This is a genomic window from Rhizobium sp. Root1212 (genome assembly GCF_001424985.1).
Classification (GTDB): domain Bacteria; phylum Pseudomonadota; class Alphaproteobacteria; order Rhizobiales; family Rhizobiaceae; genus Pararhizobium.
Genome location: NZ_LMDA01000012.1, coordinates 211,198 through 237,024, shown reverse-complemented (window position 1 = coordinate 237,024; position 25,827 = coordinate 211,198). Strand labels below are relative to the sequence as shown.

General features: G+C 62.5%; 30 protein-coding genes and 1 tRNA gene. 12 read left to right on the top strand and 19 right to left on the bottom strand.

All coding sequences use genetic code 11. The annotated features are described in order from the left end of the window. The first annotated feature begins 10 nt into the window (after positions 1-10). Together ASC86_RS13230 and ASC86_RS13225 are read left to right on the top strand one after the other, a co-directional pair. Positions 11-1,324, top strand: a complete 1,314-nt coding sequence (locus ASC86_RS13230) for a sugar ABC transporter permease (protein ID WP_056321633.1) — start codon at positions 11-13, stop codon at positions 1,322-1,324. An 11-nt stretch (positions 1,325-1,335) separates the two neighbouring features. Beyond that, on the top strand, positions 1,336-2,121 hold the full coding sequence (locus ASC86_RS13225; protein ID WP_056321631.1) for an ATP-binding cassette domain-containing protein: 786 nt from the start codon (positions 1,336-1,338) through the stop codon (positions 2,119-2,121). Between the two features lie 202 nt (positions 2,122-2,323). Here ASC86_RS13225 and ASC86_RS13220 read toward each other — a convergent pair whose 3' ends face one another. From ASC86_RS13220 to ASC86_RS13180, 9 genes are all read right to left on the bottom strand, one after another. After that, positions 2,324-2,923 (bottom strand): GNAT family N-acetyltransferase, encoded by a 600-nt coding sequence (locus ASC86_RS13220; RefSeq protein WP_056321628.1) that lies wholly within the window; start codon positions 2,921-2,923, stop codon positions 2,324-2,326. Between the two features lie 229 nt (positions 2,924-3,152). Beyond that, a complete protein-coding gene (locus tag ASC86_RS13215) occupies positions 3,153-3,671 on the bottom strand; it encodes a hypothetical protein (RefSeq protein WP_056321626.1) in 519 nt (172 codons plus the stop codon). 175 nt (positions 3,672-3,846) lie between these two features. Beyond that, positions 3,847-3,923 (bottom strand) — tRNA-Arg (locus ASC86_RS13210). Positions 3,924-4,057: 134 nt separating this feature from the next. After that, complete coding sequence (locus ASC86_RS13205; protein WP_056321623.1) at positions 4,058-4,822, bottom strand: ABC transporter ATP-binding protein; 765 nt, start codon at positions 4,820-4,822, stop codon at positions 4,058-4,060. Then, the gene (locus tag ASC86_RS13200) at positions 4,819-5,652 is read right to left on the bottom strand and encodes an ABC transporter ATP-binding protein (RefSeq protein WP_056321620.1); all 834 of its coding nucleotides are present in this window, start codon (positions 5,650-5,652) and stop codon (positions 4,819-4,821) included. Before ASC86_RS13200 ends, ASC86_RS13205 begins: the two co-directional genes overlap by 4 nt. Continuing rightward, positions 5,649-6,578: an ABC transporter permease gene (locus ASC86_RS13195; RefSeq protein ID WP_056321618.1), complete on the bottom strand. Its 930-nt coding sequence runs from the start codon at positions 6,576-6,578 to the stop codon at positions 5,649-5,651. Before ASC86_RS13195 ends, ASC86_RS13200 begins: the two co-directional genes overlap by 4 nt. Beyond that, positions 6,575-7,618, bottom strand: coding sequence for an ABC transporter permease (locus ASC86_RS13190; RefSeq protein ID WP_056321615.1), 1,044 nt, complete (start codon positions 7,616-7,618; stop codon positions 6,575-6,577). The genes ASC86_RS13195 and ASC86_RS13190 overlap by 4 nt, the downstream gene beginning before the upstream one ends. A gap of 48 nt (positions 7,619-7,666) precedes the next feature. Continuing rightward, on the bottom strand, positions 7,667-9,304 hold the full coding sequence (locus ASC86_RS13185) for an ABC transporter substrate-binding protein (RefSeq protein WP_156387067.1): 1,638 nt from the start codon (positions 9,302-9,304) through the stop codon (positions 7,667-7,669). Between the two features lie 58 nt (positions 9,305-9,362). Beyond that, complete coding sequence (locus ASC86_RS13180; protein WP_056321609.1) at positions 9,363-10,418, bottom strand: dipeptidase; 1,056 nt, start codon at positions 10,416-10,418, stop codon at positions 9,363-9,365. Positions 10,419-10,744: 326 nt separating this feature from the next. Here ASC86_RS13180 and ASC86_RS13175 point away from each other — a divergent pair, with 326 nt between their 5' ends. The 3 genes from ASC86_RS13175 (at position 10,745) to ASC86_RS13165 (ending at position 14,268) form a co-directional block, all read left to right on the top strand. Further along, entirely contained in the window at positions 10,745-11,977 is a 1,233-nt protein-coding gene (locus ASC86_RS13175) for an alpha/beta hydrolase (protein WP_056322582.1), read from the top strand. Position 11,978: 1 nt separating this feature from the next. Further along, positions 11,979-12,998 carry a DUF4105 domain-containing protein gene (locus ASC86_RS13170; RefSeq protein WP_200943812.1) on the top strand — a complete coding sequence of 340 codons (1,020 nt, stop codon included), beginning with the start codon at positions 11,979-11,981 and terminating at the stop codon, positions 12,996-12,998. Positions 12,999-13,245: 247 nt separating this feature from the next. After that, positions 13,246-14,268: a substrate-binding domain-containing protein gene (locus ASC86_RS13165; RefSeq protein WP_056321605.1), complete on the top strand. Its 1,023-nt coding sequence runs from the start codon at positions 13,246-13,248 to the stop codon at positions 14,266-14,268. A gap of 250 nt (positions 14,269-14,518) precedes the next feature. Here ASC86_RS13165 and ASC86_RS13160 read toward each other — a convergent pair whose 3' ends face one another. The 4 genes from ASC86_RS13160 to ASC86_RS13145 form a co-directional block, all read right to left on the bottom strand. Beyond that, on the bottom strand, positions 14,519-15,562 hold the full coding sequence (locus tag ASC86_RS13160) for a Gfo/Idh/MocA family oxidoreductase (protein ID WP_056322575.1): 1,044 nt from the start codon (positions 15,560-15,562) through the stop codon (positions 14,519-14,521). Between the two features lie 5 nt (positions 15,563-15,567). Further along, complete coding sequence (locus ASC86_RS13155) at positions 15,568-16,353, bottom strand: ThuA domain-containing protein (protein ID WP_056321602.1); 786 nt, start codon at positions 16,351-16,353, stop codon at positions 15,568-15,570. 180 nt (positions 16,354-16,533) lie between these two features. Continuing rightward, complete coding sequence (locus ASC86_RS13150; RefSeq protein ID WP_056321599.1) at positions 16,534-16,875, bottom strand: SMR family transporter; 342 nt, start codon at positions 16,873-16,875, stop codon at positions 16,534-16,536. Between the two features lie 13 nt (positions 16,876-16,888). After that, positions 16,889-17,464, bottom strand: coding sequence for a TetR/AcrR family transcriptional regulator (locus ASC86_RS13145; protein ID WP_056321597.1), 576 nt, complete (start codon positions 17,462-17,464; stop codon positions 16,889-16,891). A 165-nt stretch (positions 17,465-17,629) separates the two neighbouring features. Between ASC86_RS13145 and ASC86_RS13140 the strand changes: the two genes are divergently transcribed. Continuing rightward, complete coding sequence (locus tag ASC86_RS13140; protein WP_056321594.1) at positions 17,630-18,028, top strand: group II truncated hemoglobin; 399 nt, start codon at positions 17,630-17,632, stop codon at positions 18,026-18,028. Further along, entirely contained in the window at positions 18,029-18,403 is a 375-nt protein-coding gene (locus ASC86_RS13135) for a DUF423 domain-containing protein (protein ID WP_056321592.1), read from the top strand. On the opposite strand, the gene ASC86_RS13130 is transcribed toward ASC86_RS13135, so the two are convergent. The 6 genes from ASC86_RS13130 to ASC86_RS13105 form a co-directional block, all read right to left on the bottom strand. Beyond that, positions 18,404-18,775: a glyoxalase/bleomycin resistance/extradiol dioxygenase family protein gene (locus ASC86_RS13130; RefSeq protein ID WP_056321589.1), complete on the bottom strand. Its 372-nt coding sequence runs from the start codon at positions 18,773-18,775 to the stop codon at positions 18,404-18,406. 75 nt (positions 18,776-18,850) lie between these two features. Beyond that, positions 18,851-19,165, bottom strand: a complete 315-nt coding sequence (locus ASC86_RS13125; RefSeq protein WP_056321587.1) for an antibiotic biosynthesis monooxygenase — start codon at positions 19,163-19,165, stop codon at positions 18,851-18,853. Continuing rightward, entirely contained in the window at positions 19,150-19,488 is a 339-nt protein-coding gene (locus ASC86_RS13120; RefSeq protein ID WP_056321585.1) for a hypothetical protein, read from the bottom strand. Before ASC86_RS13120 ends, ASC86_RS13125 begins: the two co-directional genes overlap by 16 nt. A 25-nt stretch (positions 19,489-19,513) precedes the next feature. Then, the gene (locus tag ASC86_RS13115) at positions 19,514-19,930 is read right to left on the bottom strand and encodes a DUF2325 domain-containing protein (RefSeq protein ID WP_056321582.1); all 417 of its coding nucleotides are present in this window, start codon (positions 19,928-19,930) and stop codon (positions 19,514-19,516) included. Positions 19,931-20,130: 200 nt separating this feature from the next. Then, entirely contained in the window at positions 20,131-21,033 is a 903-nt protein-coding gene (locus ASC86_RS13110; RefSeq protein ID WP_056321579.1) for an energy transducer TonB, read from the bottom strand. 25 nt (positions 21,034-21,058) lie between these two features. Then, positions 21,059-21,451 carry a hypothetical protein gene (locus ASC86_RS13105; RefSeq protein ID WP_056322572.1) on the bottom strand — a complete coding sequence of 131 codons (393 nt, stop codon included), beginning with the start codon at positions 21,449-21,451 and terminating at the stop codon, positions 21,059-21,061. 233 nt (positions 21,452-21,684) lie between these two features. Here ASC86_RS13105 and ASC86_RS26100 point away from each other — a divergent pair, with 233 nt between their 5' ends. The 5 genes from ASC86_RS26100 to ASC86_RS13080 are packed head-to-tail and all read left to right on the top strand — an operon-like array spanning position 21,685 to position 25,808. After that, positions 21,685-21,876 carry a hemin uptake protein HemP gene (locus ASC86_RS26100; protein WP_056321575.1) on the top strand — a complete coding sequence of 64 codons (192 nt, stop codon included), beginning with the start codon at positions 21,685-21,687 and terminating at the stop codon, positions 21,874-21,876. A 6-nt stretch (positions 21,877-21,882) separates the two neighbouring features. Then, entirely contained in the window at positions 21,883-22,938 is a 1,056-nt protein-coding gene (locus tag ASC86_RS13095) for a hemin-degrading factor (protein ID WP_056321573.1), read from the top strand. Between the two features lie 11 nt (positions 22,939-22,949). Beyond that, on the top strand, positions 22,950-23,900 hold the full coding sequence (locus ASC86_RS13090) for a hemin ABC transporter substrate-binding protein (RefSeq protein ID WP_056321570.1): 951 nt from the start codon (positions 22,950-22,952) through the stop codon (positions 23,898-23,900). A 1-nt stretch (position 23,901) separates the two neighbouring features. Next, positions 23,902-25,011 carry an iron ABC transporter permease gene (locus tag ASC86_RS13085; RefSeq protein ID WP_244477615.1) on the top strand — a complete coding sequence of 370 codons (1,110 nt, stop codon included), beginning with the start codon at positions 23,902-23,904 and terminating at the stop codon, positions 25,009-25,011. An 8-nt stretch (positions 25,012-25,019) separates the two neighbouring features. Continuing rightward, positions 25,020-25,808 carry a heme ABC transporter ATP-binding protein gene (locus tag ASC86_RS13080; protein ID WP_056321566.1) on the top strand — a complete coding sequence of 263 codons (789 nt, stop codon included), beginning with the start codon at positions 25,020-25,022 and terminating at the stop codon, positions 25,806-25,808. Positions 25,809-25,827: the final 19 nt, after the last annotated feature.

Below are 25,827 nucleotides of genomic sequence, written 5' to 3'. Positions count from 1 at the left end.
TGGCAGGGCCATGGCCGACACGATACAAACCACACAACTCAATCGCGCCCGCAACGCGACGGAAAATCCGGTAAGGCGCTTCTTCCGCGCCACCGAGATCGACACCCGCCTGCTGGGCATGGTCGGTGCGCTGCTGATCATCTGGATCGGCTTCCAGGTCCTGACCGGCGGCCTGTTCCTGACGCCCCGCAACCTCTGGAACCTCACGGTCCAGACCTCGTCCGTCGCCATCATGGCGACCGGCATGGTGCTCGTCATCGTCACCCGCAACATCGATCTGTCGGTCGGCTCCGTGCTCGGCTTCTGCGGCATGATCATGGGCGTCCTGCAGGCGCAGATCCTGCCGCAATATCTCGGCATGGACTCGGGTCTGACCTGGATCGTCACGCTCGCCTGCGGCATCCTGATCGGGGCGGCCATCGGCGCCCTTCACGGCTCGATCATCGCCTTCCTCAACGTGCCCTCCTTCATCGTCACGCTCGGCGGCCTGCTCGTCTGGCGCGGCGCGACCTGGTTCGTTACGTCCGGCCAGACGGTCGCCCCGATGAACCCGACCTTCCGCCTGATGGGCGGCGGCACCGAAGGCTCGATCGGCGCCACCGCCAGCTGGATCGTCGGCATCATCGCCTGTGTCGCCATCGTCGGCGCCATCATCAATTCCCGCAAGCAGCGCAAGCGCTTCGGTTTTCCGCGCCGCCCGATCTGGGCCGAATATTTCCTCGCCATCCTCAGCTGCGCGCTGGTGCTGACAGCCGTCTGGGTCGCCAACATCTATTACTGGCCGACCAACATCGCCCGCAAATTTGCCGATGCCAACGGTATCGCCTGGCCGGAAGGCGGGCTGCAAATCCCGCACGGCATCGCCATTCCGGTTCTGATGGCCATTGCCGTCGGCATCGTCATGACCTTCATCTCGACTCGCCTGCGCTTCGGTCGCTACGTCTTCGCGCTCGGCGGAAACCCGGAGGCGGCAGAGCTTGCCGGCATCAAGACCCGCTGGGTGACGATCCGCATCTTCATGCTGATGGGCATTCTCTGCGCCATCGCGGCTGCCATATCCACCGCCCGCCTCAACGCCGCCACCAATGCCCAGGGCGAGCTTGACGAGCTTTACACCATCGCCGCAGCCGTCATCGGCGGCACGTCGCTTGCCGGCGGCGTCGGCACGATTGCAGGCGCAATGATCGGCGCACTCGTCATGCAGTCGCTGCAATCGGGCATGGTGCTGCTCGGCATCGACAGCCCGCTGCAGCGCATCGTCGTCGGTGTCGTGCTGGTGCTGGCCGTCTGGGCCGACACCGTCTACCGCGCCCGCGCCAAGTAAGGAGTACGACCATGTCTGAACAACGCACTCCCCTCGTGGAACTGAAGAACATCTCCATTTCCTTCGGCGGCATCCACGCCGTGGATAACGCCTCCGTCGATCTCTACCCCGGCGAAGTCGTCGCCCTTCTCGGCCACAACGGCGCCGGCAAGTCGACGCTGATCAAGATCCTCTCGGGCGCCTACAAACGCGATGCCGGCGAAATCCTGATCAATGGCGAAGCAGCCGACATCAACAATCCGCGCGACGCCAAGAAATACGGCATCGAGACGATCTACCAGACGCTCGCCGTCGCCGACAACGTCGATGCCGCCGCCAATCTCTATCTCGGTCGCGAGCTGCGCACCGCCTGGGGCACGCTCGACGACGTCGCGATGGAAGCCAAGGCCCGCGAAGTCATGGGCCGCCTCAACCCGAACTTCCAGCGCTTCAAGGAGCCGGTGAAGGCACTGTCCGGCGGCCAGCGGCAATCGGTGGCGATCGCCCGCGCCATCCTGTTCGACGCCCGCATCCTGATCATGGACGAGCCGACGGCAGCCCTCGGCCCGCAGGAAACGGCGCAAGTGGGCGAACTGATCAAGCAACTGAAGCGCGAAGGCATCGGCATCTTCCTGATCAGCCACGACATCCACGACGTCTTCGACCTCGCGGACCGTGTTTCCGTTATGAAGAACGGCCAGGTGGTGGGCCACGCCCGCACCGAGGACGTGACCAAGGACGAAGTGCTCGGCATGATCATCCTCGGCAAGGTGCCGGAGAAGGCCATTCCGGGACCGGGGGCGATGCAGACGGCCTGACACGAACCCAACCGTAAAAAAAGAAGCCGCCGCATCCGGAAGAATGCGGCGGTTTTTGCTTGCCGAATTGGGACGGCAAAGCCGCGGTCACCGGTCGGGTGACGGGCGAGATCAATATTGACTTTCAGGACATGATGAAACGCAGGGCCGGCTTTCGAAGCCCGCGGCCGGGCGTTTTTCGAAGCGATGTCCCTCTAAGCCGTTATGCTCGTTTGTAGACGCACCATAAGGGCGTTGCATCGAGGCTGCCTTCACCCCGGAGTTCGAACCCGTTCCTGTAGTAGAATTGGAGGCTGCTCGGATTGGAAGTCTCCAGATAGACACCGTGTGATTTCGAATCCGCCTGAGAGCGCGCGGAAAAGATGTCGAGCATAGCTTTCCCGGCGCCCTTGCCCTGAATTGACGGATGGACCCCGATTACGCCAAGATAATAGTGATCTTCGCCCGGTTGATAGGCATCACAAATTCGCTCGTAGGCCGCAAGACGCGCGGCAAAGCCGGGCACATCGACTTCGAGCTTACGCCATTCGCTGGCTAGCGCAGCAGGCCAGACCGGGCGGGACGTATCGTATCCCATCACAACGCCGGCCACGCGATCGGCTTGCTGCAGCACATAGGCAGGCATTCCGAGCGCGATCCTGACCCGGAGCAGAATAGAGAAAAACTCCATCGCGCCAGCCCGGATGCCATTGGGGTTTTCGCAAAAGAGATACAACATCAAGGGGTCGTCGGCGAAGGCTTCGCCCAGGGAGGCGACTGCTTCGCTAAGGTCTCCATACATCGCACGTCTGACTTGGAACATCGCAATGTCGACCGGTGTTGAACTCGATGAGACAATAGCACAAATTCCGAAGACCCCGGCAACAACCTGAAGGTCTCAAAACCGTAGGGAAGCTTGCAATCTGCGTCGCCACGATAAGGCGGATTCGCTCAGTTCCAAGACCCATAAGCCGGATTCTGAGCGAAGGACTATTATGCCGGCCGAGGCAGGCCGCGAGCCCGGCACCGACAGCAATGGCTTGGCAATCCCGTTAGTGCTTGAGGCACTTCGCGCCCAGCGCCATTGCCTTGTATGTCCCCTTCAGGTCGACGACAAAGGCACCCTTGGTTTCAGGAAAAACGGCCATCTCGTACTTCTTGGCCAAATCGCGTTTGAAATTGGGGTCGTCTGAAAGGATGTAGCCGCCGGAGTAGCCACCTTTGAGTTCGCCGTGTGTGGCGGTGGCGACGCCAGCGTATAGATGGCCGTCGATCGAGACGAAGACCTCCGACTTGGCCGCGTTCTGAAGGCCGAGGTCCGCCTTGGTGAACACGCCAAGGTATCCCACTTCCTTATTCGCGGTCACGCCCATCTGCACGGAGCCAAGGCCAAAATCGCGCACGATCAAGCAATCGCCGCGGGTCTGGTTTGCATAGACGGTCCATCCTTCAACCTCGCCATATTTGACAAGAACGTCGCTTGCCGTTGGAACGGGCGTTTGGGCGTAGGCGGCTATCGCTGACGAAAGCGCAAAAGAGGTCGCGGCAGCGAAGTTCAGGAACTTTTTCATTGATATCCCCTTTGATGTGCAGGGCTGATCCGCCCGTGCCGTGTTGGCGAAAAGCGGGATCACCTGATAGCCAAAAAAAATGCCGTGTAGAAAACGTTCACTTGGGATGCGGGCGACAAATTCCAACCGCGCCTACAGAGGTATCCAGTCCACGCATATATGCGACGCAAATTTGTGGCGCACCCGACAGGATTCGAACCTGTGACCTTTGGAATCGGAATCCAACACTCTATCCAGCTGAGCTACGGGTGCATCCGCGGCGTTTCCGCCGAAGCAGGCTGTGCCCGGTTCATAGCCCAGGTTGATCGCCGCTTCAATGGTCAATGCGCGGGTTAACAAGGAAATTCAAGAAGGGCTCGCAGTAAGGCGAGCCCTCGGGGGAAATCTCAGGCCGGCATCGCCGTCTTGCGCACGAAGCCCTTGCTCGCGACCATCAGGTTTTGCGTATAGGCCTCGGTGATCCGGCCGGCCACGAGGTCGGGAGCCGTCAGGCGTTCGACGACGCGGCCGTTTTTCATCACGGCCAGACGCTCGCACATATGGGTGACGACGCCGAGGTCGTGGCTGACCATGATGAAGGTCAGCTTGCGGTCACGGCGGATCTGTTCGAGCAGGTTCAACACCTCCGCCTGCACCGAGGCATCGAGCGCCGAGGTCGGCTCGTCGAGCAGCAGCACCGAAGGCTCGATGATCAGCGCGCGGGCGATCGCGATGCGCTGGCGCTGGCCCCCGGAAAGCTGGTGGGCGTAGCGAAAGCGGAAGCTCGGGCCGAGGCCGACTTCGTCGAGTGCCCTGAGGATGCGCTTTTCGGCATCCGCAATGCCGTGGATGGCGAGCGGTTCCTGCAGCAGACGGTCGATCGTCTGGCGGGGGTGCAGCGAGCCGTAGGGGTCCTGAAAGACCATCTGGACCTGACGGTAGAATGCCTTGTTGCGCTTGCCGCGCGGCAGGGCCTTTCCGTCGATGACGATCTGGCCGTCGGTCACCGGCGCGAGGCCGGCGATGGCGCGCAACAGGGTCGATTTGCCCGAGCCGGATTCGCCGACGAGGCCGTAGGATTCGCCCGGCTCGACGCCGATCGAAACATCGTTCAACGCCAGGAAATCGTCATAGGTGACGACAAGGTTTTCGACTGAGATCGCCGCGGTCATAGCGCCCACTCCGGTTTGCGGTCGAGCACCGGCAGCGGATGCCGGTCGGAGCCGATGGTCGGCATGCAGCTGAGCAGGCCTTGCGTATAGGGATGCCTGGCGTTGGCGAGATCGGCGGCTGCCAGCTCCTCGACGACATGGCCGGCATACATGACGATGACCCGATCGCAGAAGGACGAGACGAGCCTGAGGTCATGAGAGATGAAGATCAGGCCCATGCCGCGGTCGGCCACCAGCCGGTCGAGAACCGACAGCACTTCGAGCTGCACGGTCACGTCCAGCGCCGAGGTCGGCTCGTCGGCGATCAGGAGTTCGGGGCCGGCGACCAGCATCATTGCGATCATCGCGCGCTGGCCCATGCCGCCGGAAACCTCGTGCGGATGCAGATCGAAGACGCGGGCGGCATCGCGGATCTGCACCGCCTCCAGCATGGCGATCGCCCGGTCGCGGGCTTCGCTCTTCGAGACATTTTCGTGGGTGCGCAGCGTCTCGACGATCTGCCGGCCGATGCTCATCACCGGGTTCAGCGAATATTTCGGGTCCTGCAGGATCATGGCGATGCGATTGCCGCGCAAGCTCCGCTTTTGCTTCCGCGTTGCCGACAGAAGGTCGATGCCGTCGAAATTCAACGTCTTTGCCGAAATCTCCGCCTGGGGCGGTGTCAGCCCCATGATCGCCCTGCCCGTCTGTGATTTGCCCGAACCGCTCTCGCCGACGATGCCGAGGCGTTCGCGGCCGAGGGTGAAGGATACGCCACGCACGGCTTGCACCGTGCCGGTGCGCGTCGGGAAGGAGACACGCAGATCGTCTACCGTCAGAAGCGGGCTCATTGGCTCGCCTCCCGCGGGTCGAGCGCATCGCGCAGGCCGTCCCCGAGAAGATTGAAGCCGAGGCTGACGACGAGGATGGCGATACCCGGCATGGTCGCGACCCACCATTGGTCGAGGATGAAGCGGCGGCCCGACGCGATCATTGCGCCCCACTCTGGCAACGGCGGCTGCGCGCCGAGGCCGAGAAAGCCGAGGCCGGCGGCCGTCAGGATGATGCCGGCCATATCGAGCGTCACACGCACGATCAGCGACGACATGCACATGGGCATGACATGGCGCAACACGATGCGGAAGGGCGATGCGCCCATCAGCTGGACGGCGGCGATATAGTCGGAATTGCGCACCGTCAGCGTTTCGGCGCGGGCGATGCGGGCGTAAGGCGGCCACGAGGTGATGGCGATGGCGAGGATGGCGTTTTCGATGCCGGGACCGAGTGCCGCGACGAAGGCGAGCGCCAAAACCAGCTTCGGAAAGGCGAGGAAGATATCGGTGATGCGCATCAGCACGGCATCGACCCAGCCGCCGACATAACCGGAGACGGCGCCGACCAACAGGCCGACGGGGGCTGCGATGATCGCGACCAGCACGATGACCAGCAGCGTCAGCCGCGAACCGTGCAGCAGGCGCGAAAGGATATCGCGGCCCTGATCGTCCGTGCCGAGAAGATACCCCTCCGTGCCCGGCGGCAGAAGGCGGGCGCCGGCGAGATTGCCGACGACCGGATCATGCGGCGCCAGCACATCGGCGAAGATCGCGACCAGTATCAAGGCGAGGATGATCAACAGACCGAGCACGGCGAGGCGATTGGATGAAAACCGCAGCCAGGTCATATAGGCCCGGCCGAGCCGCGCTTGCATGCGCGATTGCGGCCGGTCGGACAGCAGCCAATCACGGCGGGACTGTGGTTGGGACGGGGCGGTACTCATCGGGCGCGCGTCCTTGGATCAAGCGTCCGGTAGAGAAGATCGGACAGGATGTTGATGGCGATGAAGACTGAACCGATGACGATCGTGCCGCCGAGCACGGCGTTCATATCGGCGTTCTGCAGCGAATTGGTGATGTAGAGACCGAGCCCCGGCCAGGAGAACACGGTTTCCGTCAACACCGAGCCTTCGAGCAGACCGGCATAGGACAGCGCGATCACCGTCACCAGCGGCACCGCCGCGTTGCGCAACGCATGGCCCCAGATGATTCGGGTTTCGGAAAGCCCCTTGGCGCGGGCTGCAACGATATATTCCTGCGACAGCTCATTAAGCATGAAGCTGCGGGTCATGCGGCTGATATAAGCGAGCGAGAAATAGCCGAGCAGGCTTGCCGGCAGGATGATGTGGCGGAAGACGTCGATGAAAACATCCCACTGCCCCTGCCAGGCGGAATCGAGCAGATAGAAGCCGGTGACCGGCGTGAAACTGTATTCGTAGACGATATCGATGCGGCCCGGAAACGCCACCCATTGCAGCTTGGCATAGAACAGCAGCAGCGAGAGCAGTGCCAGCCAGAAGATCGGCACGGAATAGCCGACGAGGCCGACGACGCGGACGATCTGGTCGGCGATGCTGCCGCGCTTGACGGCGGCGAGGACGCCGAGCGGAATGCCGGCAAGACTGCCGATCAGCGTGCCGACGGTGGCAAGCTCCATGGTGGCCGGAAACACACGGCGGATATCGGCCATGACGGGATTGGTCGTCAGAACGGACGTCCCGAAGTTACCGGTCAGCGCATCGCGCAGATAGTAATAGAACTGGATATAGAGCGGCCGGTTCAGCCCCATTTCCTCGCGCACGCGCTCCACTACATGGGCGGGGGCGCGGTCGCCGAGCACGGCGAGCACGGGATCGATGGGGACGACGCGGCCGATGAAGAAGGTGACGGCCAGAAGGCCGAGATAGGTCGTGACCATCACGACGAGAAAGCGTGCGATGGTCGCGGCCCAGCCTTTGGCGCGGGCGCCTTTGCGCCCGGCCACCAGTTGCGATGTTTCGGGAATACTCAACGGATTACCCTTGAACGCCGGTTATTTGCTGACCGGACCGACATAGTTGGTGTCGAAGCTCGGACCCAGCTTGAAGCCCTTGAGCTTGGCGCTGTAGCCGGCCACTTCCGTCTGCTGGAAGATGATCACGAACGGACCCTTTTCCAGAACGGCCTTCTGCAGCGACTTGTACATGTCGGCGCGCTTGGCGTTGTCCTTTTCGAGCAAAGCCGCCTTCGAGGTATCCGAAAGTTCCTTCGGAACATCCCAGGCATTGCGCCAGGCGAGCGTCTTGTTCTTGCCCTCGTCGGCATTGTCCGGGTTGATCGTGAAGGTTTCGGAATTCGAATTCGGATCGAAATAATCCTGGCCCCACTGGCCGATATACATATCGTGGGTGCGAGCGCGGTACTTGGTCAGGGTCTGCTTGCCGTCGCCGGGGATGATTTCGAGCTTCACGCCGGCCTGTCCGAGCGTCTGCTGGAAGGATTCGGCAATGCCCGTCACCGGCTGGGTGTTGCGGGTATCCATGGTGACGGTGAAGCCATCGGCAAGACCGGCCTTGGCCAGCAGTTCCTTGGCCTTGGCGACGTCGAACTTGTAGGGGTTCTCGTCGAGTTCGCCCAGAACGCCCTTCGGCAGGAAGGTCTGGTGGATATCGCCGATACCCTTGATCAGGGTCGAGCCGATCGCATCGTAATCGACCAGATACTTGAAGGCTTCCACGACTTCCGGCTTCGCCAGGTTCGGGTTCTTCTGGTTGAGGCTGATGTAATAGACGGTGCCCTTCGGCGCTGCCGTGATGGCGAGATCGGCATTTTTGGAAACGGCGTCGAGATCACCCGGTTCCAGATTGCGGGCGACATCGATGTCACCGGCTTCAAGCGCAAGGCGCTGACCGGAGCTTTCCTTCATATGGCGATAGATGACACGGGCGAGCGGTGCCTTGTCGCCGTGATAGTTGTCGTTACGTTCCAGCACGACGACTTCGTTGGCACGCCATTCGCGCATCTTGAAGACGCCGCCGCCGGCATAGCCGGTCTTCAGCCAGCCATTGCCGAAGTCGTTGTCGTACTTGTATTCGTCGGACGGGGTGACTGCGGCGACGTGCTCGAGAACGAGCTTCTTGTCGACGACGGAGGCGACGGTTGCCGTCAGACAGTTCAGCACGAAGCTCGGCGCATAGGGCTTGTCGACGGTGAAGACGAAGGTGTTTTCGTCGGCAGCCTTGGCCTTTTCGGTCACGTTGTCGCCGGAGAGGCCGAACTGGGTGAGGATGAAGGCCGGGCTCTTGTCGAGCTTGACGGCGCGCTCGAACGAGAAGGCCACGTCTTCGGCGGTGATCGGGTTGCCGGAGGCGAACTTCAGGCCCTGCTTCAGCTTGAACGTATAGGTCAGACCGTCATCGGAAACCGTCCAGCTGTCGGCGAGATCGCCAACCACCTTGGAGGTGTCGTTGAGGTCGAGGCGCACCAGCAGGTTATAGGTGTTGCTGGTCATTTCCGCGGTGGAAAGCTCGAAGGCTTCACCCGGGTCCATGCTGATGATGTCGTCCATGGCAAAGCCCTCGACCAGCGTATCGGCCGGGGTGACGGCGAAGGCCGGGGCGCTGGCGAAGATCGCAAGCGACATGGCGGCGGTGGTGGTCAGCAGGCGCATGTGACGGCCGAAACTCTGCATTTTCATAGTCGTTCCCTCTTGTTTTAGCCTCTTTGGGCTTTGCTTTAAGTCTTCCGGATCAGGCAGCTTCGTGCCAGGCCTGACCCAAAACACGCAGCCAGTTTTCCCGGCAAATTTTTGCAAGCTCGCCTTCACCATATCCGGCGGCGGAAAGGGCGGCAATCAGGCTCTGGTTTCCGGCCGCGTCACCGATTTCCTGCGGAATGGTGGCGCCGTCGAAGTCCGATCCGAGCGCGACGCAATCGATGCCCATACGCTCGACGAGATAGTCGACATGGCGCACCATGTCGGAGAGCGGCGTCGCCGCATTTTCCTGGCCATCCGGGCGCAGCATGGTCGTGGCATAGTTCAGCCCGACGAGGCCGCGCGTTTCGCTGATCGCGTCGAGCTGCTTGTCCGTCAGGTTGCGGGCAACCGGCGTCAGGGCGTGGGCGTTGGAATGGCTGGCGATCAGCGGCTGGTCGGTCGTCTTGGCGACATCCCAGAAGCCCTGTTCGGTGATATGGGCGAGATCGATGAGGATGCCGAGACGATTGCACTCCTTCACGAGCGCAAAGCCGGCATCGGTGAGGCCGGGGCCGGTATCCGGGCTCATCGGATAGGCGAACGGCACGCCGTGACCGAAGATATTGTGCCGGCTCCAGACGGGACCGAGCGAGCGCAGGCCGGCGGCGTAGAAGACGTCGAGCGCGGCCAGATCCGGCCCGATCGCCTCGCAGCCTTCCATATGCAGCACGGCGGCGAAGATGCCGTCTTCCATCGCCGTGCGGATATCGGATGTCGAGCGGCAGAGGCGCCAGGCCCCTGCCCGGTCGAGCTTGAGCGCGATGGCCGCGAATTCCATCGCGATATCGAGCGACGGCTGGCGCTCCAGCGACTCGGACAGCGGCGTCGTGTAGTGGCCGTTTTCATCCGGCGTCTTCAGGACGAGCCCGTCGGAGGGAATATAGATGGCGCAGAGCCCGCCCGCGAGGCCGCCCTTTTTGGCGCGCGGGCCATCGATATGGCCACTGTCGATACCATCTGCAAATTCCGCGACCGGATCAGTCCCCTTGGCGGCATTGGCCCAGAGCCGCAGCAGCACATCGTTGTGACCGTCAAAAACCGCCTGCATCGGAAATAAATCCTGTATTAACATAAGCTTAAATTGGAAAGCCCGACCGCTTCGCAACCGCGAAAGCAGGGATGCTAGACAATCCCGAGGGTGAAGACAATCGCGCTCCCGATGTTTTCGACAGCCTGCTTGCTGCACGTCCCTCACCACTGTCACGCCCCCGTCACAAAGGTTGCCGGATGGCAACGCAATCGAAAATTGCGAGGGAACGCCGCTGGGAAAAATAGAGAACCAGTTGCATCTGGGCTCATTTTAGCAATGCTGCGACGGTGTTTGAGTGGGGGGCCATGATGGCTGGCGCGTTGGTGGAGTTCAAGGGGCACACGATGCGGCCGGTCGCACGGCTCATGGTTTGCCTGTTCATGAGCATGACTCTCGCCGCCTGCGCCAGCCGGCCTGTCGGCGTGCTGGTGCCCACCCCGACCGCCAGTGATACGACGAAGGTCGATCTTCTCGTCGCCACCACCCGTGCCCCCTCCACCGAGCCCGGCGTGCTCTATGGCGGCGAACGGGCCGAACAGGTTTCGGCCGCCGAAATCGTCGTTTCCATTCCCCCGGACAAGAACCGCAAGGCCGGCGACGTACAGTGGCCGAAAAAACTGCCGGCCGACCCGGAAAAGGATTTTTCCACCGTCAGCATCAAGCCCTTGGCGCAACTTTCGGATGCGCGATCCTGGCTGAAACGGGCCATGCCGAAGAGCCGCCGCGTCCTGCTCTTCGTCCACGGTTTCAACAATCGCTACGAAGACGCCGTCTATCGCTACGCCCAGATCGTGCATGATTCGAAGACCGACGTCGCACCGGTGATCTTCACCTGGCCGTCGCGCGCCAGCGTCTTCGATTACAATTACGACAAGGAAAGCACCAATTATTCCCGTGATGCGCTGGAAGAGTTGCTGCGCCGCGCCGCAGACGATCCGTCCGTCGGTGAAATTACCGTCATGGCTCATTCCATGGGCTCATGGCTGACGGTCGAGGCGCTGCGCCAGATGGCGATCCGCGACGGCCGCGTGAAGGCGAAGATCAAGGACGTCATCCTCGCCTCGCCGGATCTCGATGTCGACGTTTTCAAGACGCAGTTCCGCGCCATGGGGCCGAACAAGCCACACTTCACCATTTTCGTCTCGCAGGACGACCGGGCACTGGCGCTGTCGCGCCGCATTTCCGGCAATGTCGACCGCGTCGGGCAGATCGACCCGTCGAAGGAGCCCTATCGCAGCGCGCTGGAACGCGCCGGCATCACCGTCATCGATCTGACGGCGGTCAAGACCGACGACAAGCTGAGACACGGCAAGTTCGCCTCAAGCCCCGAAGTCGTGCGCCTGCTCGGCGATCGGCTGATCGACGGCCAGACGGTGACCGACAGCAATATCGGCCTCGGCGACCGGCTGGGCGCGGTGGCACTCGGAACGGCCCAGACCGTCGGCAGCGCCGCGAGCATCGCCGTCGCCACGCCGATCCTGATCTTCGATCCCAACACCCGGCAGAACTACAAGGGCCAGATCGACCGCCTGAACACCTCGGTCGGCAACACCGTGACGACAGCAGTGGGACAATGAGATGGCGGCGCCGCGGCTGCTGATGCTGCGGGGACCGCTTCGGGTCGTCGCTCTCATCCTGGCAGCGGTGCTTGTCGCCGTTGCGGGGCTCTGGGGCAGCCTCGCGCTCTTGTATCAGGCGCCCGGCGGGCCGGTGATTGCCACCCTCTGGGCGTTGCTGTCGCTGGTTGCCTTCGCGCTCATCGTCTTGCGCCGCCGGCCGCTTCACACGGCCTGCATCTATGCCGTTTTCTTCGCCATCCTGCTGTTCTGGTGGCAGACGGTTCTGCCGTCGAACGACCGCGACTGGGCCGACGATGTCGCTGAAATGACGACCGGCCTGATCGATGGTGACCGCGTCGAGCTTTCGAATGTCCGGAACTTTCAATGGCGGAGCCTCACGGACTATACGGCGGCCTGGGAAACACGCAGCTATGCACTCGGCCAACTGACCTCCGTCGATCTCATTCTTTCCTACTGGTCGGGTCCGGCCATCGCCCACACGCTCGTCTCCTTCGGCTTTGCCGACGGGCAATTCGTCACCTTCTCGGTCGAAATCCGCAAGGAACGGACGGAAGCCTTCTCGGAGATCGGCGGATTCTTCAGGGACTTCGAAACCAGCGTCGTTGCCGCCGACGAGCGCGACATCGTTCTCCTGCGCACCAACATCCGTAAGGAAGACGTCTATCTCTATCGCATCCGCATGCCGCCCGCGGCGATGCGATCGCTGTTTCTCGCCTATGTCGAGGAGGCGAACGGCCTGGCGCGTGAGCCGCGCTTCTATAACACCGTCACCGGCAACTGCACGACGATCGTCTACAAGATGATGAACCGTATCGTTTCCGGCCTGCCGCTCGATTATCGCCTGCTGTTCTCCGGCTATCTGCCGGAATACATCGCCGAGGTCGGAGGCTTCACGCCGGGCGTTTCGCTCGAAGAGCTGAGGCGCCGCGGCGCAATCAGCCTGCGGGGCCAACAGGCCGGAAACGTCAGCGATTTTTCCAACCTGATCCGCAAAGGCATTCCCGGCATCAGCGACTAAAAGACTAAGAGCACCTAACAAAACCTCCGGGCGGAGGATTGCCGAGGGATTTTCGTTCCTTGCGAGGAGCCAACCGCAGTCGATGCTTCAAGCATCGGCGAGGACTGGCGACGACGCGAGGGGCGAAAAGCACCGGCAAGCCGACCCCGCGAGGTTTTGTTAGGTGCTCTAAAGCGCAGAGTTGGCTGGTCCGTTCCGGTGCCGGCGATTCTGCGCTACAGTTCTCATAAGAATCGGGAATTTGCACATGAACCTCAAGGAGTTCGCCAGCCGGCTGGAACTTTCGCAGACGACGGTCAGCCGTGCGCTGTCCGGCTATCCCGAGGTCAAGCAATCGACCAGGGACCGGATTTTGCGCGCTGCCGTTGAATACGGATACCGGCCGAACACCAGCGCGCTCGGGCTTGCAACCGGCCGTGTCGGCGCGATCGGCATCGTGCTGAAGGGGGGTGGCGAGTTCGGGCCTCATACCAGCGAGTTCATGGGCGGGCTCGGCAACCGGCTGCAGAAAGAGGAAATCGACATCCTCGTTTCCACAGTCGAATCGACCGAGGCCGAGATCGCGACCTACCGGCGGCTTGCGGCCAGCAAACGCGTCGATGCCGTGGTGCTGCACTCTCCTTATCTCGACGATCCGCGCATCGCGCTCCTCGCCGAGCTGCGGCTGCCCTTCATCGTGCATGGACGGCCGCAGGCCGAGGGCAATTTCGGCTGGCTCGACATCGACAATTTCGGCGCCGTGCACCAGGCGACCCGCCATCTGCTCGATCTTGGCCATCGCCGGATCGCCTTTCTCAATGGCTATCGCGGCCGCATCTTCGCCGAACACCGGCAGGATGGATATCAGGCGGCGCTCTGCGAGCATGGCGTGCCGCTCGATCCCGCCCTTTCGGGCAATGGCGAGTTCACCGATGAAATGGGTTTTCGGCTGATGCAGGGCTTCCTGAGGCTTGAGGATCGGCCGACTGCTGTCGTGGCAGGCTCGATGATGTCGGCGCTCGGGGCACTCAGGGCGATCCGCATCGCCGGGCAGAAGGCGGGCGAGGATATCTCGCTCATCGCCCATGACGACGTGTTTCCCTATATCAGCCCGGAAAACCTCGTGCCGACGCTGTCGACCACCCGCTCCTCGATCCGCGCTGCCGGCGCCCGTATCGCCGAAATGCTGCTGGACCTGCTGCAGGGCGCCGCGCCGGAAAGCCTGCGGGAGGTCTGGCCGGTGGAACTGGTGATCCGCCGTTCGACGGCAGCGGCCCCGGTGAAGGATTGAGGCTGACGCCTATGAGAGGCTCGGGGCAGCAACGAACTTTGTCGTCCCCTCTCCCCGCAGGCGGGGAGAGGGTGAGGGTGAGGGGCAACGCTCCCCTTTTCATACAGATATTTTGGTAAGGCCCCTCATCCGGCCTGTCGGCCACCTTCTCCCCGCAGGCGGGGAGAAGGGACAAGTGGCGGCCCCTTGCCTTTGTCAAGCAGGACTGAAATCGACCCCGATACATGCTTGAAGCCGGCTGGCCGCCCCGTCAAACGGAAAGCTCGCGCCGTTCCTTCTCCGTTATCATCGCCAGATCGAGCACCTTCTGAAGCTCGGCGGCATGGCCGAAGCCCGGTTCCGCTGTCTTGCAGGCGCGCACCGCATCGATGAAGCGCTGGTAGTTGGTCAGCACCGTCCCGGCATCGATTTCCTTCCATACGCCCTTCTCGACATCCTCGCCGAGGCAGGCCTTCAGCGTCGAGCCGTCCGGCGTATGAATGACCTCGATTGCGCCCTTGTCGCCATGCATGCGCAGACGCAACTCGTTGAGATGGCCGACGGCCCAGCGGCTGGCATGGATGACCCCCATGGCGCCATTGGCGAATTCCGCCGTCATGGTGAAGCTGTCATTGGCATCCAGATCGTATTCGCCGATCCTGTTGCCCGGCGCCTTGTCGAAGGTCTTCAGCCGGGCAAACACGTGCTCGACATCGCTTGCCGCGCCATAGCCGGCAAAATCGAGGATGTGGATGCCGACATCGCCGAGCACGCCGTTCGAGCCATGCTTGGTCGAAAGCCGCCACAGCCATTGGGATTCGCTCGCCCAGTCGCCCCAGGCCTTAGAAACCAGCCAGCTTTGCAGATAGGAGGCCTCGATATGGCGCACCTGGCCGATTTCGCCTGATAGCACCATCTGCCGCGCCTTCTGCACTTCGGCAACGTTGCGATAGGTGAGATTGACCATGGTGACGAGGCCGGAGGCTTCCGCCGCCCGCGCCATCTCATCGGCCTTGGCATAGGTCTCGGCCAGCGGCTTTTCGCACAGCACATGCTTGCCTGCGGCAATGAGCTTCAGCGTCGTCGGGTGATGGATTTTGTCCGGGGTGACATTCGCCACCGCATCGAACGCACCCCAGGCGATCGCCTCGTCGAGCGAGGTAAAGCGGTTCTCGATGTTGTGGCGCAGGGCAAAGGCCTCGACTCGGGCGATATCGACATCGACGGCGGCGACGAGATCGACGCCATCGATAGTCGAGAAATTCATGGCATGGCTGTTGGCCATACCGCCGGTGCCGAGGATCAGGAGACGCACGCGGCTCACTTGTAACCCTCCTCGCCATCCTGATGCAGGCGCGGGCCGCGCTCGACGATCGGCTCCAAAGCCTTTTCGACCGGAACGTTCGGCGCATCGTGGATCGCCGTATAGGTGCCCTGCGGGTTGTAGGCCCACTTCACCGAATTGCGCAGAACGGTGTGCACATTGGCGTCGTGATAGGTCGGATAGGTCTCGTGGCCGGGTCGGAAATAGAAGATATTGCCGGCGCCGCGACGCCAGGTGAGGCCCGAGCGGAACACTTCGCCGCCGGCAAACCACGAGATGAACACCGTTTCGAGCGGCTCGGGAACCGAGAACTGCTCGCCATACATCTCCTCGTATTCAAGAACGAAATTGTCATCGAGCCCGGCCGCGATCGGGTGGCGCGGATTGATGACCCACAGGCGCTCGCGTTCGCCGGCCTCGCGCCATTTCAGCGCGCAGGGCGTACCCATCAGCCGCTTGAAAATCTTGGAGAAATGGCCGGAATGCAGGACGATCAGGCCCATGCCTTCCCAGACGCGTTTTGCCACACGCTCCACCACCTCGTCGCTGACGGCGCCGTGATCCTTGTGGCCCCACCAGAGCAGAACGTCGGTCCTGGCCAGCCGCTCCTCTGTCAGCCCGTGTTCCGGCTCCTGCAGCGTCGCCGTGGTCGCCTCGATGGCCGGGTCGGCGTTGAGCGCCGCGGCGATCGTATTATGCATGCCGTTGGGATAGATCCCGCGCACGATCGCATTCGTCTGCTCATGGATGTTCTCCCCCCAGACGACCGCCCTGATAGTCATGTCCTGTCCTTCCAAATGATATCGCCGAACCGCGTTTCGGGAACGCCGCGCCATGAGCGAATGCTGAAATTTGAAACCGCTTTCAAATCGAAGCGATAAAACCTCGCCGCTGCTTTGGCAAGGGGGCTTCAAAGCGAAATCCGGGCGCTTTTACTGAGGGGCCGCCGGCGCGTTACCCGATCAATGGATCGTCGATTTGGAAAGGAGGTTCAGAACCAGCACGCCGGCAATGATCAGCCCCAATCCGACGATGGCGGCCAGATCGAGCTTCTGCCCGAAAACGAAATAGCCGACGGACGAAATTAGCACGATGCCGAGCCCGCTCCAGATCGCATAGGCGATGCCGACCGGGATGCTACGCAGCGTATAGGACAGGCAGAAAAACGCCACGGCATAGCAGACGACCATCATCGCCGTCGGCAAGGGCCGGGTGAAATGCTGGGCGGCCTGCATGGCGGACGTGCCAAGCACCTCGAAAACGATCGCAACGACCAGCACGGCGTACAGCATCGGAAAGCTCATGGATTTTCTGGTCCTACTGGAAGGAAAGTGTTTTCAGGCGCTCGAACAGCGCCTTGCGGCCGTCTTGCCCGATATCGTGGCTTTGCAACAGATCCGCGAGCCAGAGACCATCCGCTGCCATACGCACCAGAAGGCAGCTGGCCGAAGAATCCGTTCCCACGAAAGCGTCGGCACGGTCGGCAATCCATTGCCGCCAGCGGGCACGCAAAGCCGGCTCAGCCAGAAGCGCGATGGTCAGCACCCGCCAGCCCTGCGCTTGGGGATCAGCCTCGGCCCCCTCCCCGCCGAGCGTGAAGACGGCAGCCAGATAGGCGCGGGTAAAGCGGCCATGCGCCACCGCATCGCCGCGCATCTCCTCGTCGATCGCTTGATCGAACTTCACAGTCAGATCATCGAACAGCCCGTCGAGCAGCGCCATCTTGCTTGGGAAGTGATGCAACAACCCGCCCTTGCTGACGCCGGCGGCTTGAGCCACCGCATCGAGCGTGACGGCGGCCAGCCCGTTTTCAAGCGACAGGCGTGCGGTGACCTCCAGCAATTGCTGGCGCACGAGTTCGGGACGTTTGCGGCGGTGATGGGCGGAAGACATGCGGGATATAAAGATACCGTCTGGACGGTTTGTCAAGACGCCTCGTTTCGAACGCGGTCAATTGCTGCAATCAGGACGATTTTGTGCAAATGGATTGGTAGCCGGGCAGCTTCACGCTAGAAGACGGGCAGATACCGGCCTTCGCCGGCATATGGATCAGGCATCATGACAGAGCCCCAGACAGAAACCCTCTACAACGCCATCGGCGGCGACGGTGCGGTGCGCGCGCTGGTCCGTCGTTTCTACGAACTGATGGATACCTTGCCCGAGGCGGCCCTTTGCCGCTCGCTACACCCGGCCGATCTCGGCGGCAGTGCGGAAAAATTCTACGAATACCTGAGCGGCTGGCTCGGCGGCCCGCCGCTCTATACGGAAAAACGCGGGCATCCCCGGCTGCGACAGCGCCATTTCGTGGCGGAGATCGGGCCGCAGGCGCGTGACGAATGGCTACTCTGCTTCACCCGCGCGCTCGAGGAAACCGTCAAGCATCCGCAATTGCGCGCAATCATTCTGGAGCCGGTGACACGGCTTGCCCACCACATGCAGAACAAGGAAGAGGAATAGATGGCCGGGATCGACCTTCGCAGCACACTGCCCTTCATCGCCGGACTGATGGGGGTCGCCGGTGTCGCAAGTGCCGCGGCCGCCGCCCATGGCGCCGATCCGCGCCTGCTCGGTGGCGCCTCGGCCATGTGCATGGCCCACGCCCCTGCCCTCATCGCGCTCTCGGCTGCATGGGATCACATCCGGCTTGCCGCCGCAAGCGCGCTGCTGCTTGCAATCGGCACCGCGCTTTTTGCCGGCGATCTGGTATTGCGCCATTTCGCGGGCCACGGGCTGTTCCCGATGTCGGCCCCGACCGGCGGCACGCTGATGATGCTCGGCTGGCTGGTGCTTGCCACCGGCGCGATGCTGCCGCGCAAGGCCACCCGCACCTGATCACCGCACCCGCCACGGCGGATCGATGCGGTTGGCGCCGGCAAAATAGAGAATGATGCGATTGCCGCCAGGATCGAAGAGTTCCGCCTCGCGCCACAGCCAGTTTTTGTCCTCGGGATCGCCAGTGAAATCGAGACCGGCCTGTTTGAGACGGAGAACGGTCTCGTCCAGATCGTCACATTCGAAATAGACGGTCACGCCGCCGGACGCACTTTGGCCCTGATGCAGCGAGAAGGTGCTATCCCCATCGGGGCAGAGGAAGCGGGCATAACGCGGACGCGCATCGACAATCGGTGAGAGGCCAAGCGCACTGTAGAAGCGCCAGCCGGCATCCAGATCCTCCATCGTGACGGTCACCTGATTGAGGCGCATGCCAGTCTCTCCCGCGCAATCCACTGTCTGCGAAAAGCTAATGCGTCACATCGATTTCCGCAACGACGCTCGCAATCACGCCCCTTCGACGACCGAAAAGCCTTCGAATTTTGGCGGGCCGAGATACATCGCGCGGTTGTCACCGGCGCTCTTGTGGGCGGCGCGGAAATTTTCCGACTTGGTCCAGCCGATGAAAGCATCGCGATCTTTCCAGGTCGAGTTCGAGACGAAAAGCGTATAGCCCTCCTCCGGAACGCTGTCGCCGCGCAGCAGACGGAACTCGATGAAACCCTGCACCTCCGAGAGGCTGGAATCCCGGTTTTTCCACACCGCTTCGAAAGCCTCCTCATGGCCGATAGCGATCCTGAAGCGGTTCATCGCATAAAACATGTCGTCTCCTCGTTTATCCGTTCCCGTGCGCCGCAGCGCTGAGGCCCTGGTGTTGATATCCCGTCGATTGGCAAAGCCGGCTGCGGAAAGGTTAGGATATTATCGTCGTCCGCGGCGCGGGCAATCGTCGGGATCGCGTGGGGCGAGCGACGCGGCAAGCGCGCCCGCCCGATAGGAAAAGGCATGACGTTTTCCAAAGCGCCAAACGGTTCCGGCCGGTCGGCAAGGAAGGCATAGAGCTCCGGCACCAGGCCATCCCCTACTTCACCGGCAAGTTTATGCAGGCCGATCATGGTCGCCTGATCGGGACGCTTTTCATACATCAAAAATCTCCCTGGGAACGCACGCTCAGTTGGCGCGGCGGTTCTCGCTCATTTCCTGGAGCGCGCGCTCGAAGCTCGACTTGCTGCCATTGCGCAGGGGCACGAAGGCCTTGCCCCACTTCTTGCAGCCGGTCTTCACGCGAAGACACGCATCATGGCTGATGCAGTCGATCGGGCAGAAGACGCAATCGACGGACGGCAGCACATTATCGATGCGCGAGACGGCCTCGCGCAGGCCGCCGTCGTGATGAATCAGTTCGGCGCCGAAGTTGCTGACGATCTGACGCAGATGCGCGACCTGGCAATCGCGGCCGCCGACATAGAGAAAGCTGCGGCCTTCGAGGCCCGGCTTGGAGGCGTCGTCGTCTGCGGCGGAAACCGCCTGCGAAGCCATCTCCTGCTGCTTGCCCTTGCCGCGCTGCTGTCGACGCTTGTCACCCATCTGCAACTCCCGATGTGTCGTTGCGGCTTGCACCGCGCGTTTCGATGAGCGCGACCCTAGTAAACTTGATAAAAAGAGTAAAGTATAAACATGACTTCTTTTATCATATTTTCTGAGAAAATTTTTCCCCGACGCAGAACGCCGCCTTCCCGAGGGAGAGCGTCGAGAAAACTATATCAATACAGTCTGTTAGGAGACTATCACTCGAAAACAAGGGGAATGGTAAACACCCAGCTGCTGCGCCCTGCCCCTTCCGGTATCTTCGGGAAAGGGGCAGCCCGCTGCACTGCCGCGAGTGCCGCCTGATCCAGAATCGGGAAGCCTGCGCTTCTGGCGATACCGACCCCCGACACCGATCCGTTCGCCGAAACCGTAAAGCGAACCTGGGCCGTGCCGGTCAGGCCTTCGCGCTTGGCCGAACTCGGATAGCGGAAAGCACGGTTGAGCTTGGAGCGAACTTTCCCGGCATAATTGGAGGCGGCGGCATTGCCGGCCTGCTGGTTCGTGTTGCCCTTTTTGCCGCTTGCTGTGCTGGCCTGAGCGTCGGCGACGCCATCAGCCTGCCCCTTCTTTGCGCTTGCCGCTGCATTGCCATCCTCGCCGGCCTTCTTCTTCACCGGCTTCTTGCGCTCGATCTTCTTCTCCGCAGGCGGCTTTTCCTTGGGCTTTTCGATCCTTTCCGGCTCCGGCCGGATTTCCGGCTTTTCCTCGGGCACCACGATTTCGACGGGGCTGACGGTTGCCGTCACTTCCGCCGTTGCCACCGTATAGGGCGTGACCTCCTCGGCCGGCAGGACCACGTCGGCCTCGACCGGCTGAACATCCGTTGACGTCTCGGTGGACACCGGCGCTTCGACCGGCGCGACCTCCTCGATGGGCTCCATTTCTTCTGGCGGCGTTTCCAGGGGGTCGACGATCTCGTCTGGATTGCCCGCCTGCACGGCGTCCTCGAAGGCGTTGCCGAGCAACGTCACTTCCATAGCTTCACCGCCCGCAATCTGCTCCGTGATCTCCTCCCGCTCCGGCTGGAACAGGGCAGCAGTACCCGCATGCGCAAGCAGCGAAAATCCGATGGCGACCGACCATTTTAGAAATGTCTTCATGACAGATACCGATGCGAGAACCGCATCAGCCCTTCAGTTCCACAGGCAGCTTCGATCCGGTGGCAAGCGCCTTCATACAGGCATCCTTGGCAACGCCCTCGCCGGTGCAGACCGGTGCATCGTTGATCAGCAGGCTTTTCACCTGATCGCATTTGGTGCCCGCCAGATCGAACTGGCGCACCTTCATCTTGCCGGCCGGAAGATCGCGGAAATCGAGAACGGCCATGCGTTCCACCAGCCCCTTCCCGTCGAACAGCACGAATTCGAACGACGCCTTGTCGAGCGACCGGGCAAGGCCGTTGGTGGCGACGAAGGTGAGCTTGCAGCCCTTTTCGGACGGGGCGACCTCGTTCAGTTCCACCGAAAGCCTGGCCTCCTGCGCCAGAAGCTGCCCCGGCAGCGTGGCCGCAGCCATCATAACAACAGAGAGTGCACGCATCGTCGTGATCATTTTGCCCATCCTAAACGCCGGCTTTCATGAGCGATTTTTCGAGAGCGGGGGGCCTTCGCGGCAGCTGCCGTTTTCACGAGTCCCGAAATAACTTTACTCAAAAAATCATGTATTGCGTCCATAATAAAAGGTGAGTATGGAAGTCAAGATACCAACACAAGGAAGGCTCGGAAAACCGACAAAAACCGTCGCCGGCCACCCTGTCAGGATGCAGGACTTTGACATCGAACGAACGAGACGCCGCGAGTGCGCCCCATGAGGCCGGCACGACAGCGCACACCATCGACAGCCGCGATCTGTTTCGCGGCGCGACCGAAATTCAGATCGTCCATGACGGCGCGATCTACCGCATGAAAATCACCCGTCAGGGCAAACTTATATTGAACAAGTAGGCAATCATGACCAGCACGACCCGTCCAACCCCCGCCGAAATCCGCGCCTACCGCGCTCAGAACCCGAAGATGCGCGAGCGCGACATCGCCGCACAGCTCGGCGTTTCGGAAGCAGCCCTTGTCGCCGCCGAAGTCGGCCTCACCGCGATCCGCATCGATGGCAGCGCCAATCGCTTCCTGGAGCGCGCTCCCGAACTCGGCACGGTCATGGCGCTCACCCGCAACGAAAGCGCTGTGCATGAGAAGATCGGCCCTTTCATCAAGGCCTCGACCGGCGAGATGGCCTCGATCGTGCTGGGCGAAGAGATCGACCTGCGCGTTTTCCCGCGTGCCTGGGCCCATGGTTTTGCCGTGACCAAGACCGATGGCGACAGCCTGCGCCATAGCCTGCAGTTCTTCGACCGTCAGGGTGTGGCGATCCACAAGGTGCATCTGCGCCCGGAATCGAACCTTGACGCCTACCATGCGATCGTTGCCGATTTCCGCATCGAGGATCAGTCGCAGGACTTCGTCGAGGACGCTCCCGCCGCCGCCGGCCCGGCCGACAATGCCACTCTCGACGTTACCGAGCTTCGTGACCGCTGGAGCAAGATGACCGACACGCACCAGTTCCACGGCCTCTTGCGCAATCTCAAGGTCAACCGCCGGCAGGCGCTGCATTCGATCGGCGAGGACTATGCCTGGCAGCTCTCCCCGTCCGCCGTCGAGCAGATGATGCGCGCTTCGGCCGAAGCCGGCCTGCCGATCATGTGCTTCGTCGGCAACCACGGCATGATCCAGATCCACTCCGGCCCGATCGCGACCATCCAGCAGATGGGCCCGTGGCTCAACATCTTCGATCCCACATTCCACCTGCACCTGCGCGGCGACCACCTCGCCGAAATCTGGGCCGTGCGCAAGCCGACCGCGGACGGCCACGTCACCTCGCTGGAAGCGCTCGACGCCAGGGGCGAGATGATCATCCAGTTCTTCGGCAAGCGCCTCGAAGGCTTTGCCGAGCGGGCGGAATGGCGCGCCATCATGGAAGGCCTCGACAAGCTCGACACCACGGCCGCGGCCTGAGGGGAAACACCATGAGCAAGCTTCACGACCTGCGCCGCCTGCGCCCCTGGGAAATGGCGCTTGCCGCACTGGCCGTCGCCGGACCGTTCCTGTTGCCGGCCATTGCGCCACAGGCCCCGGCCTTCGTCCGATCAGCGGTTGCGCAGGAGATGCAGTCCACTGACACCTCCCGGCTCGTCTCGATCGGTGGTGCCGTCACCGAGATCATCTATGCCCTCGGCGAGGAAAACCGCCTCGTCGGCCGCGATTCCACCAGCATGTACCCGGAAGCGGTGCTGAAGGTGCCGGATGTTGGCTATATGCGCCAGCTCTCGCCGGAAGGCGTGATCGCCACCAGCCCGACCGCCATCGTCTCCATCCAGGGCAGTGGCCCACCGGAGGCGCTTGCCGTGCTCAAGCAGTCGAACATTGCCTTCCGCGAAATTCCGGAAAGCTATGACGCGGCCGGCATTCTCGCGAAGATGAAGGCCGTCGGCGATTTCCTCGGCGTACCCGAAAAGGCGGCGAAGCTTAGCGAGACCGTCAAGGCCGATCTCGATGCGGCCGTTGCCGATGCCGAAAAGCGCCCGGAAGCGGGACGCAAGCGCGTCCTCTTTATTCTCAGCGCCCAGGGCGGCAAGATCATGGCCTCCGGCACAGGCTCGGCCGCGGACGGCATCATCAAGCTCTCCGGCGCCATCAATGCTGCCGGCACCTATCAGGGCTACAAGCCGCTGACCGACGAAGCGATCATCGAGGCCAAGCCCGATGTCATCCTGATGATGACACGCGGCGGCGGCCACGGCCTCAGCAACGAGGAACTGCTCGCGCACCCTGCCCTCAGCCTCACACCGGCGGCGAAGGACAAGGCGGTCATCCGCATGGATGGCCTTGTTCTTCTCGGCTTTGGCCCCCGCACAGCAAGCGCGGTGCGCGAACTGAACGCCGCGATCTATGGAAAAAACAAGAATGCGTCCGAGTGAAATGGCGGCGGGAAACGGCGACAGCCGCTCCCGCAGCATCCGCATGAAGGAAAGCTGGCGCGCCGGCGACCGGTCGCAGGCAGCGCGCCTGCTGATCGGCCTGCTCGTCATCCTCGCCGTCGTCACCTTCGTTGCCTCGATCATGACCGGCGCGGCCGATGCCTCGCTCGGCAATCTCTTACGCTGGCTGACCGGCACCGAGACCGCCGAACAGGCGCTCAGCCTGCGCGACCGGATCATCATCCTCGATATCCGCCTGCCGCGCGCCGTGCTCGGGCTTCTGGTGGGGGCGGCCCTTGCCGTTTCTGGCGCCGTCATGCAGGGGCTGTTCCGCAATCCACTGGCAGACCCTGGCCTTGTCGGCGTTTCCTCCGGCGCAAGCCTTGGCGCGGTGCTGATCATCGTGCTCGGCAGCAATCTCTTCGGCCCGGTCTTTGCCGTGTTCGGCTTCTATACCCTGCCGATCGCCGCCTTCTTCGGCGGGCTTGGAACGACGCTGCTGCTCTACCGCATCGCCACGCGTAGCGGCCAGACCTCGGTCGCGACCATGCTGCTGGCCGGTATCGCCCTTGCGGCGCTTGCGGGCGCAATCACCGGCGTCCTGATCTTCGTCGCCGACGACCAGCAATTGCGCGACCTGACCTTCTGGGGCCTCGGCTCGCTGGCCGGCGCAAGCTGGACGAAGGTGCTCGCCGCCGCCCCGATCATCGTCCTCTCGCTGTTGGTCGTGCCCTTTCTGGCGCGCGGGCTGAATGCGCTGACGCTGGGCGAAGCCGCCGCCTTCCACATGGGCGTGCCCGTGCAGCGGCTGAAGAATGTCGCGATTGTCAGCGTTGCCGCGGCAACCGGTGCATCCGTCGCCGTCAGCGGCGGCATCGGCTTCGTCGGTATCGTCGTGCCGCATGTCATCCGGCTAGTCATCGGCCCCGATCATCGTTTCCTGCTGCCGGCCTCGGCCCTGCTCGGCGGCACGCTGCTGATCTTTGCCGACATGATCGCCCGGACCATCGTGCCCCCGGCGGAATTGCCGATCGGCATTATCACCGCCTTTGCCGGCGCCCCTTTCTTCCTGTGGATTCTGCTGCGCGGCCGGTCCCATATGGGTCTTTGAGGATAGAAATGATCAAGGTCAGCAATCTTTCCGTCCGGCTTTCGGGCAAGCAGGTGCTGCACGGCGTCGAGCTTGAAGCTTTGGCCGGCAAGCTCACTGCCATCGTCGGCCCGAACGGCTCCGGCAAGACGACTACCCTGCGCGCTATTGCCGGCGAAGCGAGCTATGACGGCAGCGTCAGCATCAACGGCTACAACATCGCCAGCCTCAAGCCGTGGGAACTGGCGCTGAAGCGGGCCGTGCTGCCGCAGGCGACCGTCATCTCCTTTCCCTTCACCGTGCGCGAGATCGTCCGCATGGGTCTGGCCGTCGGCGCCAACACCCACCCCGAAGAGATCGACCGGATCGCCCAAGAGGCGCTGGAAGCCGTCGATCTCGCCGGCTTTGCCGGCCGCTTCTATCAGGAGCTTTCCGGTGGCGAGCAGCAGCGCGTGCAGCTTGCCCGCGCGCTCTGCCAGATCTGGGAGCCGGTGCGCAACGGTGAGCCGGCCTTCCTCCTGCTCGACGAGCCGGTCTCCAGCCTCGACATCCGCCACCAGTTGACGATCATGCGGCTTGCCCGCAATTTCTGCAGTCGCGGCGGCGGCGTGATCGCCATCATGCACGATCTGAACCTCACCGCCATGTTCGCGGACCACATGGTGATGATGAAGAACGGCCGGGTGCATGCCGCCGGCCGGCCGCAGGAGGTGATGACCGATGCCGTGATGGAAAACGTCTTCGGCTGCCCGATGCGGGTCAACGCCACGCCCACTGACGCCGTTCCCTTCGTGCTGCCGCATACGGCCGACGCCTGACGTATGGAACAAAACTCTC